A 13,436-nucleotide genomic window follows, 5' to 3' on the forward strand; every position below is an offset into this window, starting at 1 on the left:
AAAATTTATCAGGGTAAACTTGTGCTTGTTTTCGGTAAAAAATTTGCCTCATTGTCTACTAAATTGGGAGAAAGTTTGGGGCCGAACTCGCTGACGCCGTATTTATCGAATTTTTTCTCGCGGCTCTTTTAAGGGAGCCGAAAAGCCTAAGTCTATGTCCGAAAAAGAAGCGCTCATAGAGATAAATTTTTTAGGTTTTGGAGGTGAGATGGCCAAGATCCTATCGGTATATGCCTCCCCTGCATAGATGAACTTTTCGCACTTTTGCTGTGTTACAAAGAGGTTGCAGTGTTCTTTTTCTTCGGCTATCTCAATTTTTGCCTTTGAAAAGTTTAAGCAAAAATCGGCGGCAGTTACAATGCCGTTATTAAAAATGAGGCTGCCGTTTGAAAGTGCAATCAGGCTGTTTTTTAAACGGGAGCCGGTAATTTCAGCTTTATTAAAATTTCCTGAGACCGAAAAATGAACGGCCTTTATGCCTTCAATCTTTATGGAAGAATGAGATGCCAGAACTCTGCACGATTCAAGTAAAAAATCTTTCGGAACATAGATAAAGAGCTTTCCGGTTGCCGGCCTTATCTCGGTAAACCTCAACTTTTTTTTATGCTCAACTATCGAAAGCTTTGTGCCCGCTTTGAGCTCCGTTTTATAGGCTATTGTGTCTCCGTCGTAGCTGCTTATAAAAACATCTACTTCAGAAACGGCCGCTTCTATATTTACAACCCTCTTTTGAACCCTCGTTAAATTCTCAATATCTTGAGAAAAAAGGGCTGGGCCGTAAAAAAGAGAAAAAAAACATAAAACAAAAAAAAGTCTACACTTCAACCTTTGCATTTTCGTTCCAATAATAGGAATCGGGATAGTTTCGTTTACCGAAAATTGCCGTACCAACCCTAATCAGGGTCGAGCCTTCTTCGATGGCAACTTCGAGATCTCCGGTCATGCCCATAGAAACAACATCCATAGAAACATTCGGAATCTTCTTTTCGGTAATCTCCTTGCGGATTTTTTTGCAGGAGTTTAAAACAAAGCCTTACCTTATCCATATCATCGGAAAAAAGTCCTATTGTCATAAGACCCTTTATATTTAAGCATGGAAGTTTTGCAATTTTTTCGGTAAGATCGAGCGCTTCTTCAGGCTTACACCCGAATTTACTTTCTTCTTCGGAGGTGTTTACCTGAATAAGAATATCTATGCTTTTTCCTTCAGCCTCAAGTCTCTTGCTCAACTTTTCGGCCAAGTCGAGTCTGTCAACGGACTCGATGCAGTCGGCATATTTTATAACATCTTTTATCTTATTGGTTTGGAGGTGGCCTATAAAGTGGGTTTCATGCTTTACCGATGACAGGGCATCGTATTTTTCGCACAATTCCTGAACCTTGTTTTCTCCGATTAAAAGTTCTCCGTATTCAAAGGCCTTTAAAATACGCTCAGGCGTAACAGTCTTTGTGGCCATAAGAAGCCTTACCTCTTTCGGGTCCCGTCCGCAAGCCTTACAAGCGGCTTCCATTCTTCTATGTACTTCTTCCAAATTTATTTTAATATCGTCTTTCATAACCATATTCTACCCAAATTCTCCTTCTTATTCAATCATGCCGATAAAGCCTTTTGACAAAGATTGATAATGGGGGTATAATCGCAGGGTATGAATAAGGCTATACCCGTTTTAAATAAAACCAATCCCATCTCTGCCGAACAAGTATTGGAGCTCATTCTTGAAGCTCTTAGGGAACTTGTCAATTACGAGCTCGCAGTTGTGATGCGTTTTGAAGATAATAATATTTTAAAGGTCAGGAAGGCTCTGGGTCCTCTTTCGTCTAAACTCCTTGAGGACTTTACCATAAATTTAAATTCCAGAAAGGATATAGCCAAAATTCTATCTGAAAAAAAGGCTTATCTTTTTGATGAAACTAGTCCCCATGTCGATACATATGACGAAATAATGGAGCTGCCCGAAAACCATTCCTGTTTGGTCGCTCCCCTTTATATTGGGGAAAAGGCTATAGGGATGATGACCTTGGATCACAGAATGTGTTCCCAGTTTACGCCAGAAATTGTCCGCTTTGTTTCTACAATTTCAAAGCTGATTTCGGTTGCCCTTGTGCAAACCGATGCCTCCCAATCCCTCATTCAAAAAACCGAAAGCCTCTTGCTTGAAAGAAATGTTTTGCTCCGGTCGTCGACAAATGTTTTTAAGGAAATGGTCGGAACTTCCCGGGCTTGGACTACGGTTTTGGACTCGATAAAGCTGGTTGCGGCCTCGGATGTGCCGGTTTTAATTTCGGGAGAAACCGGAACGGGAAAGGAGCAGGCTGCCCGCACCATTCACAGGCTTTCCAACAGGGCGGAAAAGCCCTTTGTTCCCGTAAACTGTTCGGCCCTTGTGCAGAGTCTTGCCGAAAGCGAAATCTTCGGGCATGAGAAGGGGGCCTTTTCTGGGGCGGCGGCCTTGCGGAAGGGCAGGTTCGAGCTTGCCGACGGCGGAACCCTCTTTTTGGACGAGGTAGGGGACTTGCCCTTCGATTTACAGCCTAAGCTTTTGCGTGTTCTGCAAGACGGAAAATTCGAGCGTGTCGGCGGGGAAAAGCCCGTTTCAGTGGATGTACGGATAATAGCTGCAACCAATGTCGACTTAGCCGAGGCTGTTGCGATGGGCCGCTTCCGTGAAGACCTGCTTTACAGGCTTGATGTTTTCCCCTTGAGGCTTCCGCCATTAAGGGAGAGAGGCGACGATACCGCCCTTTTAGCCGAATACTTTATTTCAGACATACGCAAGCGGAAAGGTTTTGAAAATACGAGTCTTTCAAGGGATGCCATAGAAAAGCTTATGGCCATGCCTTGGCACGGAAATGTCCGCGAGCTTAAAAATGTTGTGGAGCGTGCTGCCATTCTTTCCCAAGGCGGAGAAATTCCTGCAGAGCACTTGGTGCCGGGAACAAGGGAGTCCTATGTTTTAAGCGGACTGCACAAAAAGCCGGTAACAACCTCCGCCAATACAAAAACCGAAGATAAGGTTTTGCCCGAAGACATCAAAACCTTTGATGAGGCCCAAATCGAAATTATCGAAAGAGCTCTTTCAGCCTCCAACGGCAAAATTTACGGCAAAGACGGAGCCGCAGCTCTTTTAAATCTCAAACCTGGAACTCTCCAAAGCAAGATGAAAAAGCTCGGAATAAAGTATTAAGAAAAATCGATTTAAAAATCCCTGATCAAATAAAAAAAGGTCGATTATAATTAATTTAAATTTTAAACGGCTAAATCCAATGGTAAGTCACTGATATCTTTTAATCTTTTCCCTTGTATCAACACATTTAATAGTTCGATAGAATCTTCTGCACCGCTTGCTTGTACTGCATCTATTAATTCATATAATGCAAAATGATACATACAATCAATATCTCCTGTTCCTAAAGCCAGTGAGGCTAAGCGTCCTGGCAGAGGCTCTCCTGTTACAACCGCTATATGAGGAAGGTTGCCCTTTCTATTTCGGATTAGCCCTAGTGCTTCTGTACGGCTATTTTGTGCACGATCACTGCGCATTGTCCATTTTGCTGAAATTGAAGCATGAAGGATCGGCAGTCCTCCATTCTTTTTTCGTATATACGCCATCTTTGCAATGTCATCATCTACAATTAGTTGGGATTTATTGATTTCAGAGTCTTCAACAGTTTCCCGATATATGACAACATCAGGAGCAACCATATAATCATTACCCATACTAGCAGCTAATTTTGCATCATTTTCTGTTAAGTGACTTAAATATTCTAAATGCTCATACTGTGCAAAACTACTGGTTTTTATCGTATTACGGTTTCCTAATTTTACAATATGCCATACACCCGGTCTAAGCTCTTGTAATTTAGGAAAGGTATTTACAAGAAATTCCATATTGATGAGTTCAAATTTTGCTCCTGACGTTTGTCCAACGGCTTTTTCGGCAGTTGCAGCCATAAGGGTGTTTGTAATTCCTGTAGCAATAGCAATTGATAATTTTGATGACTTATCTGCATTACTTGGAATTCCATGACTATCAATTATAAGAACGCCATTTTCAAGCAAAGCTTTATGATACTTTTTTCTTTCGATTGCTAATAATGATTGCATTTTCTAAAACCTCCCTTATTTGTTCTCCAATAATTTTCGCTACAGGCGGCGGAAAAGCATTTCCAATCATTCTACAGGCGGCGGTTTTTTTTGTCCCAAAGGTCCACTCATCAGGGAATCCTTGAAGCCGTGCAATCATGCGGGGCGTAAGTTTAGGCATTCCAATAAAATCTGCACATGGTGCTTCATTTGCAACACCTAATCCGTCAACGCCTAACTCAGCCCATGCTTTTCTTGCCCGTACAGGACCTAAATCCGGTCCCCCATGTTTTTTTGAACCTCCTACAATTGTAGGGGCAATGGTGTTTGCATTTTTTATCCAATCATCTGCATTTTTCCAACCATTTGCTTTCATTAAGTCTGCAAGAGTTTCACCTACAGTTGGAGCTCTTTTATTTATAGGTAAGGGATATTGAAAAGCAGCATTTATATCTGTTCGGATACCAATAATAACAACCCTCGGTCTGAGCTGCGGGACTCCATAATCAGAAGCATTTAATAATTTAATATGAACATTATATCCCAGCAGTTTTATTCTATTCAAAATTGATAACCTATATTCATCGAATTTTGAATCTAAAAATCCTTTTACATTTTCCAACATCACAGTCTTGGGTTGTATCTCTTCAATAAGCCGCAATGCTTCAGGAAATAAATCACGAGTATCGGAATGTCCTAATTGTTTTCCTGCAACTGAAAATGGGGGACAGGGTACACCCCCTGAAAACAAATCAATTGTTCCTCGATATTGAAATCCTGAAAAATCTTTCACATCAGAGCAGATTACGTTCCAATTCGGACGGTTTTGCCGTAATATCTCACAATAGGTATGCTCATATTCAACTAAAGCAATGTGTTCAAACCCTGCTTGTTCCAAGCCTAATGCTTGCCCCCCAGCACCTGCACAAATCTCTATACAGTTCAATTGATACCTCTCATAATTTATACTATATCAAAATTTTTATAATTTTTCTATAACTTAATTTTAATATAGTTTAGCGAGGTAACAATCTATGAATTTTATATTTTAAATATAAACTTTGTCTGCGAAATACTAAAATATCCTTACTTTAAATCCTTCATTAAATAAAAAAAGCCGATTAAGTAATTTTGTTTCTACACAAAACTTCTTAATCGGCCTTGAACGGGACCGGAGGGACTCGAACCCCCTACCTACTGCTTAGAAGGCAGTTGCTCTATCCTGATGAGCTACGATCCCAAGACTGTAAGGATCGGGATGGAGGGATTTGAACCCCCGATCTTCTGGTCCCAAACCAGACGCCTTAGCCCCTAGGCTACATCCCGATGCGAGTAATCATAATACGCAAAAAGGGCATCAATGTCAATACCTAGGAGCCAAGGTTTTTTATAATTTACAGTTTAACTCTAATTCCTACTTTTGCATTTATAGATTGGTGTATTTTGTTTTTAAAATCATTATCTTTGAATTCTGTTGTAATATTTCCTTCTTTTTTTTCGCCTGATACCGGTTTGTAATAGTTATCGGCTACACCAAAATATATTCCAAATTTTCTTGTGAACATATATGATGCGGTTACATTCAGGCCGCCTCCAATACCGAAATATCTTGTTGTATATTTGTCGTTATATTTTGATATTGAGCCTCCAAAAGAAAAAGCACCTCCTACAAATAGTTTAAAACCCTTACCCAATAAAAAATTATAACCTATACCTAATTGGGTATCGTTTACAAGTGTTTTATTAAAAGTAAACATCGTGTCTGCAAATACCGACCAGTTTTTTGGTAATCCAAAATTGACTCCTAAATGGATTCCCCCTAAATTTTTACTGGCTTTGGAATTTGTTGAAAAACCTGCTCCGTCACAGCATGAGCCTATATAGTGCTGTGAATGCCTTGTGTAAGCTCCTCCGACATCAAGGTCAATTCCTAAATCTCGTGCTGATAGAGATGCCGTTGAAATCATCACTAAACCAACAAAAACAAAAAATATTTTTTTGTTCATAAATTTCCTCCGTAACTAGTCATAGTTGACTATCATATCCTAATAATATCATAAAAAAAACTATGTGTGTCAAGTTTTATACTTAAACTCTGAAGCTTTTTAAATGAGTCTTGACAGAATTCAAAATAAAAAGTACAATTTTGCCATGTTAGACTACAAATTTATTAAAGAAAATGTTGAAGCCGTAAAACAAAATATTAAAAACCGGCACATGAATGCGGATGCCGATAAGGCTGTAGAACTATATGATAAGCGTACTGCTCTTGTAACATCTTTGCAGAACCTTCAAAAAGAGAGAAACGATAATTCCCACTCGATGAAACAAAAACTTAGTCCTGAAGAAAGGCAAAAATTGGTTGATCAAGGGAAGTCTATAAAAGAAAAAATTGCCCAAGTTGAAGCCGATTTGGCTGAAGCTGAAAAAGCCTTACATGAAGAAGTAAGTAAGATTCCGAATATGGCCCATCCTGAAGCCCCTGTCGGCAAAGAGGACTCCGAAAATTTGGAAGTTAAACGTTGCGGCACAGTGCCCAAGTTTGATTTTGAACCTAAAGACCATGTTCAATTAGGTCAAGATTTGGATCTTATCGACTTTGAAGCCGGCACAAAGGTTTCGGGCGTTAAATTCTATTTTCTAAAAAATGAAGCCGTATTTTTGGAACAAGCCCTTACCATGTATGGACTAAATGTATTGAGAAAACACGGCTTTAAGCCCTTTATCACTCCGGACATCGCCAAAGAAGAAATTTTATACGGCATAGGTTTCAATCCGAGAGGAGAAGAATCAAACGTCTATTCTCTTGAAGGTGAGGGAACCTGTTTGGTTGCAACAGCTGAGATTACTCTGGGCGGTTATCACTCTGATGAGATAATCAAAAAAGAAGATCTGCCCTTAAAATATTGCGGTATTTCTCATTGTTTTAGACGGGAAGCAGGAGCTGCGGGGCAATTTTCAAAGGGCCTTTATAGGGTTCATCAGTTTTCAAAATTGGAAATGTTTGTTTATTGTACACCTGAAGAGTCTGATGCCATCCATGAGGAGCTCCGAATAATCGAAGAAGAAATATTCAATGGACTTGGAATTCCTTTTAGGGTTGTCGATACCTGTACAGGCGACCTTGGAGCTCCTGCCTATCGAAAGTGGGACTTGGAAGCATGGATGCCGGGAAGAAACGGGGGCGAATGGGGCGAGGTTACTTCTACTTCAAACTGTACCGATTATCAGGCCCGCCGTTTAAATATACGCTACAAGGATGATGACGGCAAAAATAAATTCTTACATACCCTAAACGGAACAGCCATTGCCATGTCCAGGGCGATGATAGCCATCTTAGAAAACTATCAGCAGGCTGACGGCTCTATTAAAATACCTGCAGTGCTTGTGCCCTATTGCGGATTTGATAAGATAGGCTAAACTAAAATTTTTTAATAGAAATAAAAAAGCCGGAACTTAAGTCCCGGCTTTTTTTTATGTGCTTGATGTAAGATCCGAAATATCCTTTTTCCATTGGTAGAGCTTATTTTTGTCTTCCCATTCTATAAGTTTTATTATTTTAAAATTTTTGCGTACTTTAGGATTTTCGAAATATGTAACTGCAAAATTTCCGTTTCCTATGTAAATTACTTCTTCCCCATCTTTGAGGTTTTCTGCCTTTCTTAAAAAATCGATAACGCAGTCAAAGTGTACGGGAAGACCGCTTTCCTTATCGGCAATTGCAGAGCTTAAATCCTGTATGACTTCACCGCATTTTGTGCACTTGTATTCGGGGTATTCTATTTTTTTTAAAGCCGGTTCCCTGTTTTGCGGTTGAAATGTTTTATTTTTTTTGATTTGGCCGTCAAATGGCCTTTTGGAGCTTGGATCGCTTACGCTTTTTTCGGTTCTTTGGCTTCTGCCGGGTTTAAATCTTCTTTTGCTCATACTCTGCTCCTCTTTTTAAAATTAGTATCTCCGTAATCCCATCCCCCATTTAAGATTCTTTCCGTTATGATTGAAGCCAATCGGTAAATAGCGGCATTAATATATTCGGGATCTTCAAGTTTTAATTCCATTGCATGAATTTCCGCATCCGTTAATACGGTGTTGTGGGTTGATGTATTTTTTTTATGCGGAAATAAATTCACACTAGTCATAGCAATCTCCAAAGGCATCTTTTAAATGTAATATTTCAAGCGGTTGTTCCAAAAAAGGGTTAGACTTTAACACAACCACATCAAATCTTGTATACATCTTATTATATTTTCGATTGTTTATAAGAAAATGTTTAGCTGTTTTTATAATCCGTTCTTGTTTTTTTTTGTTGATAATAAGATCCAAGTCTGAGAGTTCCGTATTTAATAAGGTTTTTACTTCGACAAAAACCAAGACCCCGCCGGATGAGCTTTGCTCTGTTTTATCGATAGCAATTATATCTATCTCTCCTGTGCGGGTTCTCCAGTTTGTTGCTAAGATAAGATAGCCCTTATCGGTAAGCCATTTTGCTATACTGTGCTCTCCCTTTGAGCCAAGAGAATCCATTATTTATTTCTGTAAGCCCTTGGATCAATTGCCCGAACTATAAAAAGGTTTTTATTTTTCTTTAAGTCTACAGGCTCCGAATTCTCATCCAAAACCTCTCCGGTTGAATCAATTAGTATACGGACGAAGGGTCTCATAGGCGTTTCAGGCGAGCTTTTAACTACTCTTGCAAGAGAAGCATCGTTCATTAAAACTATGGAGCCTATAGGATAGATACCTATGCTTCTGATCATGACTTTTATTATTTCCGGATCGAAAATGCGTGCATTATCGGCCAAAAGGTTTTTCATGGCTTGGTAACCCAGCATTAGATCCCTGTATGATTTAGGTGTTATCATCGCAACAAAGGCATCGGCTACGGTTATGATCCTTGCACCAATGTCGATATCTGTTCCGGATAGACCGTTGGGATGACCTTTGCCGTCCCACCTTTCGTGGTGCTGCATGATACTTAAGGCAATTTCTCTTGTGTACATGAGTTCGCTCATGGCTGTTTTATAGCCGTATGCAGTGTGGGCTGCAACCGCTTGTTTTTCAATATCCGTAAGAGTTTCGGTTTTATTGAGAATTTTTTGAGGGATTTTCATCATTCCGACATCATGCAGGAGGGCTGCAATCGTTATTTCGTTAATCCTGTTTTTAGGAAGCTCAAGGGCCTCACTTAAAATTATGGCTAATATAGCCGTATTTACGGAGGAGCGGGCAATATTATCTTCCTCAAGCTCGGTTCCCAATATAAAGCCTACGCAAAGAGGCGGGTTTTTTCTGACAAGTTCTATCAACTGTGTAGCGTGATAGTTTACAGGCATATTATCTACCGGCTTTCTGGCTTTGAAATTTTCAAATATTTTTTCAAGGCTCTTTATAATATCCAAGTATTCTGTATGAAGCTGCATGGAGCGAGGGTCTTGTGTAAGTTTTAAAATACAGTCCGCAGAAATTTCTCCAATTTCTGTCCGTTTGAGTTTAGTACCGCTGATGGGGTATTCTTCCTGAACATCTTCGGCTTCATCATCCAAATCTTCAAGTTCTTCTACTTCATTAAGTTCTTCTACTTCGTCGTCTAAGGTTTCTCCCTCAGGTACAGGATCTCCTGCTGTAACTACATATTGTATTTTCCATCGTTTTAAAGTATTTAACTCACTTTCACTTAACGGCATTCCTCTCAAAAGAAACATATTTCGGCCGTCATCAAAAAATACCGGTGCCGAAAAGCGTGCTCCAATCTTTAATTCAGCAGTTTTAATTTTTTTTACCATATTTAAATCCCCTTTTAAGCTAATCCTTTTTCAGCAAAAAGGCAAAGATAGCGGCTACAGCCTTATATGTGTATTCCGGAATACATGAACCGATCTCTTGATGAATAAGAATGTTTGTCAAGGTTTCATTTTCTATAATTTTAATTCCGTGTTTTTCTGCCGCCTCTTTTATTTTTTTTTGCCGCAGCTCCTCTTCCCGATGCAGTTATTATCGGTGCCTTTGTTTGTAAAGCGTAGCTGAGGGCTACTGCACAATCAACTTTTTTGTTGTCACTTTTTGTCATAGATCCATTCTATCACAAATATAAAAAAAATCAAGATAATAAGCAAAATTTCAAGACTTTTTTTATGTAACTTGACTTAAAAGCTCTTGTTTTATTATCATAATTATAAGTGAGGCTAGATGTATGCGTAAATTAAAAAATTCATTTTCAGCAACGGCCGGAATTTTATTGATTATGCTTTTTTCGGTTTTTCTTCTTTCCGCCCGCTGTTCAAGCAATCCAGAAAATGCGGCAACTGTATATGCCGATTCCGGTCTAAGAACGGAGTTGAGCAAAGAGTCGGTTTCCGCCCTTGAAGCCCTTCAAAGAGCTAACCGTGAGCTTTCTTCGATGATTTTACCTTCCGTAATCACCCTTGATGTTATCGAAACAAGAAAGGTACAAAACAATATAGACGGTTTTCCTTGGTTTTTCTTTAACCGCCCGCAAGATCAAAAAGAAGGGCAGGGAGAAAGAGAATATGAAGCAGAGGGAATGGGTTCAGGTGTTATCGTAAGAAAGACCGGAAAAACCTATTATGCTTTGACAAATCAGCATGTTACGGGAAATGCTAAAACAATTTCCGTCATCCTCTATAACGGAGATAAGGTGCAGGGTAAATTGGTCGGTTCAGACCAACGGAAGGATGTTGCCCTTGTTTCTTTTGATTATGATAAAGATTTAAGAGTTGCCGTTTTGGGAGATTCAAATACCGTACAGGTCGGAGATCTTACATATGCAATCGGAGCTCCCATGGGCTATGTATCGACGGTTACAAGCGGTATTGTAAGTGCCGTAGGCCGTTCAGGCGGACCGAACAGAAATAATATAAACGACTTTATCCAAACGGATGCCGCAATAAATCAAGGTAACTCAGGCGGCCCCCTCGTCAATATTTACGGCGAGGTTATAGGCATAAATAACTGGATTGTTTCATCAAGCGGCGGATCCCAAGGCCTTGCCTTTTCGATTCCCATAAATAACCTTAAAAAAGCTATTGACGATTTTATTAATTCCGGTGAAATAAAATACGGCTGGCTCGGTGTTCAGCTTCTTGAGATAAACGATAAGTTTAGGGAGAGCTTAAACTTAAAGGATATCGAAGGTGCCTTTGCAGGACAGGTATTTTTAGGTTCGCCTGCCGATAAGGGCGGCATAAAACCCGGAGATTATATTACAGAGGTCAATTCAACAAAGGTTAAAAATGTTGACGATATTTTGCGTATTATTGCCGACTTAAAACCGGGTGAATCTTCTTCTTTTAAGATTTTAAGAAAAGGAAAAGAAATTTCTGCTACGGTGAAAATCGAAGAAAGGGATGAAAAAAATGTGGCCGATTCTTCCAAACTGTGGCCGGGCTTTGTTCCTTCACCTTTAACGGACGAGGTTATAAAACAATTAGAGCTTAAAAAAGGTCAAAACGGAGTTTTGGTAACGAATTTACAACCTAAGAGTCCTGCTGCCGTTATGAGCTTGCAGCCCGGGGATATTATAGTAACGGTCAACGGAAAAGATGTTAAAGATGTTTTGAGCTTTTATGATGAGCTTTCAAGCACAAAGGGTGAAATTTGGTTTGACTTTATAAGAGAAGGTCACAATCTGGTTACCCCAAAGATTAAAAGATAACGACATTCTTAAATAATTTTACCTCCTTTTTGGGCTAAGGCGGCATTTAAAACAGTGCTGTTTTAGCCCTCCTTTTTTAATGCCTTAAATTCCAATATTATGTTAAAAATCAATATTAAAAAGATACTGACAGGAAACCAATCCTTATAAGAAGCATAAAATGTTTTTTTGTGTTCATAAATGGGGACTTCAGTGTAAAGGGAATCGGCTTCAAAAAGCGGCATATCTGCAAGGATTTGTCCCTTAGGACCTACTACCGCAGAGTAGCCTGAGTTGGTTGAGCGCACCAAAGTTGTTCTAAGCTCTATGGCTCTAAAATGGGCAATTACGAAGTGCTGGTATTCTGCACTCTTTGTTTTAGACCAAGAATCGTTTGTTATGTTTATAAGAACCTCGCTTCCGGTATTGTGTAAATTAAGGCATACTGAAGGAAAAGCATCTTCAAAACATATAGGAACGGTAAAATTAACCGTATGTCCTTCGGAATTTTTGATACTAAACATCTTATACTCAGTTCCCGGATTCCAGCCTGAAGAAAATCCTACCAGCTTGTCAAAAAAACTGGCAACAAGGGGATTGTCGACAAAGGGAATATACTCTGCAAAGGGGACTAGTTTGATTTTAGAATAAATGTCTAAAATTTCTCCCTTGGGAGATAAAAGATAGGCTGCGTTAAAATGTTTTTTTCCGTCTATGTATGGGGATCCTACTACTATTGGAGTACCGATCTCGGCTAAAAACCTTGTAAAGGGGCCGCTGTACGGAATAAACCTGTAAAAATCCTCGTTATCCTTATACGGCACGACCAAAGATGATTCGCTCCAGACGATTAGATCCGGTTTTTTGTTTGCATTGAAGACGGCCTTGCGGCTTAATGTTTGAGAGGTTTGTATGTTTTCTTCAAACTGCGAGTTATCCCAAGGGTCTGCATTTTGCTGGACTATTACGGTGTTTAAAAAGGTTTTAGGCTGCATTTCGGTAGATAAAATTTTTATCCCGTAAATATTGATAATTAAAACTAAAAGAGCCGTAAAAATCATGGGCTTTTTGATTTCTTTTAAGCCGTTAAAAAATCCGGCTGAATTTGCCGAAACTGCATAGTGTTGTAAGAGCTCGCCCAAGCATCCTGCGATAAGCGGAACAAGAAACGAAAGGCCCCAAACTCCCGTTATGTCTACAAACTGAATGAAGGGCTTTAGATTAAAGCATATCATAGGCGTTGTTCCCCAAGGATAGGCTAAAAAGCCTGTAGATTTGGAAAATTCCCAGAGGAGCCACATTCCTGCAAAGTAAAAAGGTCTTAAATTTTTGTTTTTTTGAAGAGCGTGATACATCAAAAAACCGAATGGTATGGGCATAAAAAAATATGTAAGAGTGCTGGCTCCAAGGGTAAAGACCGCAAAATCTTCAAAAAATGCAAGCCAAAAGCCTGACATTAAATGTAAAAAGGCTGCAAAAAAACCGTAAAGGATGGCCGCTTTTTTATGTGAACCGCAATTTAGCAGGGTGTAATATACCAATACTAATCCTGAAAAACCTGCAAGAGCAGAGCCGAAATTTAAGATTTCGTTAGGAATTCCGAGAGAAAATAGGGCTGCAGATATAAAAATACTTAAAAAAGATAAAAAAAAGTGCATATTTATATATCTATTTAATCATTTTTCTTGAAAAATTTCAATA

Annotated in this window: 13 protein-coding genes, 2 tRNA genes and 2 pseudogenes; 3 read left to right on the forward strand and 14 right to left on the reverse strand. The window is 39.3% G+C overall.

The genetic code is table 11. The features are described 5' to 3' along the window. Positions 1-8 precede the first annotated feature (8 nt). Positions 9-834, reverse strand: a pseudogene (locus tag E4O00_RS02020) (hypothetical protein). Beyond that, positions 815-1,556: pseudogene (locus E4O00_RS02025) on the reverse strand (YggS family pyridoxal phosphate-dependent enzyme). The pseudogenes E4O00_RS02020 and E4O00_RS02025 overlap by 20 nt, the downstream one beginning before the upstream one ends. A gap of 90 nt (positions 1,557-1,646) precedes the next feature. On the opposite strand from E4O00_RS02025, the gene E4O00_RS02030 reads away from it, so the two are divergent. Next, on the forward strand, positions 1,647-3,185 hold the full coding sequence (locus E4O00_RS02030; RefSeq protein ID WP_253678351.1) for a sigma-54-dependent Fis family transcriptional regulator: 1,539 nt from the start codon (positions 1,647-1,649) through the stop codon (positions 3,183-3,185). A gap of 62 nt (positions 3,186-3,247) precedes the next feature. On the opposite strand, the gene E4O00_RS02035 is transcribed toward E4O00_RS02030, so the two are convergent. From E4O00_RS02035 to E4O00_RS02055, 5 genes are all read right to left on the reverse strand, one after another. Next, positions 3,248-4,105: an NgoMIV family type II restriction endonuclease gene (locus tag E4O00_RS02035; RefSeq protein ID WP_253678352.1), complete on the reverse strand. Its 858-nt coding sequence runs from the start codon at positions 4,103-4,105 to the stop codon at positions 3,248-3,250. Further along, positions 4,065-5,030, reverse strand: coding sequence for a DNA cytosine methyltransferase (locus E4O00_RS02040; RefSeq protein ID WP_253678354.1), 966 nt, complete (start codon positions 5,028-5,030; stop codon positions 4,065-4,067). Before E4O00_RS02040 ends, E4O00_RS02035 begins: the two co-directional genes overlap by 41 nt. 220 nt (positions 5,031-5,250) lie before the next feature. Next, a tRNA-Arg gene (locus tag E4O00_RS02045) sits at positions 5,251-5,324 on the reverse strand. Positions 5,325-5,337: 13 nt separating this feature from the next. Beyond that, a tRNA-Pro gene (locus E4O00_RS02050) sits at positions 5,338-5,410 on the reverse strand. 68 nt (positions 5,411-5,478) lie between these two features. Continuing rightward, entirely contained in the window at positions 5,479-6,090 is a 612-nt protein-coding gene (locus E4O00_RS02055; RefSeq protein ID WP_253678355.1) for a DUF2715 domain-containing protein, read from the reverse strand. Between the two features lie 145 nt (positions 6,091-6,235). Between E4O00_RS02055 and serS the strand changes: the two genes are divergently transcribed. Continuing rightward, positions 6,236-7,504, forward strand: a complete 1,269-nt coding sequence (gene serS / locus E4O00_RS02060) for a serine--tRNA ligase (protein WP_253679606.1) — start codon at positions 6,236-6,238, stop codon at positions 7,502-7,504. 54 nt (positions 7,505-7,558) lie between these two features. Here the strand turns inward: serS and E4O00_RS02065 are convergent, their stop codons facing one another. Genes E4O00_RS02065 through E4O00_RS02090 form a run of 6 tightly spaced genes read right to left on the reverse strand, consistent with a single transcriptional unit; the run spans position 7,559 to position 10,151 of the window. After that, a complete protein-coding gene (locus E4O00_RS02065; protein ID WP_253678356.1) occupies positions 7,559-8,011 on the reverse strand; it encodes a hypothetical protein in 453 nt (150 codons plus the stop codon). Then, the gene (locus E4O00_RS02070) at positions 8,008-8,223 is read right to left on the reverse strand and encodes a hypothetical protein (RefSeq protein WP_253678357.1); all 216 of its coding nucleotides are present in this window, start codon (positions 8,221-8,223) and stop codon (positions 8,008-8,010) included. The genes E4O00_RS02065 and E4O00_RS02070 overlap by 4 nt, the downstream gene beginning before the upstream one ends. Continuing rightward, a complete protein-coding gene (locus tag E4O00_RS02075; protein WP_253678358.1) occupies positions 8,216-8,608 on the reverse strand; it encodes a YraN family protein in 393 nt (130 codons plus the stop codon). The genes E4O00_RS02070 and E4O00_RS02075 overlap by 8 nt, the downstream gene beginning before the upstream one ends. After that, entirely contained in the window at positions 8,608-9,867 is a 1,260-nt protein-coding gene (locus E4O00_RS02080) for a cyclic di-GMP phosphodiesterase (protein WP_253678359.1), read from the reverse strand. Before E4O00_RS02080 ends, E4O00_RS02075 begins: the two co-directional genes overlap by 1 nt. A gap of 19 nt (positions 9,868-9,886) precedes the next feature. Next, entirely contained in the window at positions 9,887-9,988 is a 102-nt protein-coding gene (locus E4O00_RS02085) for a hypothetical protein (RefSeq protein WP_253678360.1), read from the reverse strand. 19 nt (positions 9,989-10,007) lie between these two features. After that, entirely contained in the window at positions 10,008-10,151 is a 144-nt protein-coding gene (locus tag E4O00_RS02090) for a hypothetical protein (protein ID WP_253678361.1), read from the reverse strand. A gap of 123 nt (positions 10,152-10,274) precedes the next feature. On the opposite strand from E4O00_RS02090, the gene E4O00_RS02095 reads away from it, so the two are divergent. Next, entirely contained in the window at positions 10,275-11,756 is a 1,482-nt protein-coding gene (locus E4O00_RS02095) for a Do family serine endopeptidase (protein ID WP_253678362.1), read from the forward strand. Between the two features lie 62 nt (positions 11,757-11,818). Here the strand turns inward: E4O00_RS02095 and lnt are convergent, their stop codons facing one another. Continuing rightward, on the reverse strand, positions 11,819-13,393 hold the full coding sequence (lnt, locus tag E4O00_RS02100; RefSeq protein ID WP_371922703.1) for an apolipoprotein N-acyltransferase: 1,575 nt from the start codon (positions 13,391-13,393) through the stop codon (positions 11,819-11,821). Positions 13,394-13,436 lie beyond the last annotated feature (43 nt).

The sequence above is a fragment of the Treponema sp. OMZ 788 genome (assembly GCF_024181245.1).
Lineage (GTDB): Bacteria > Spirochaetota > Spirochaetia > Treponematales > Treponemataceae > Treponema_B.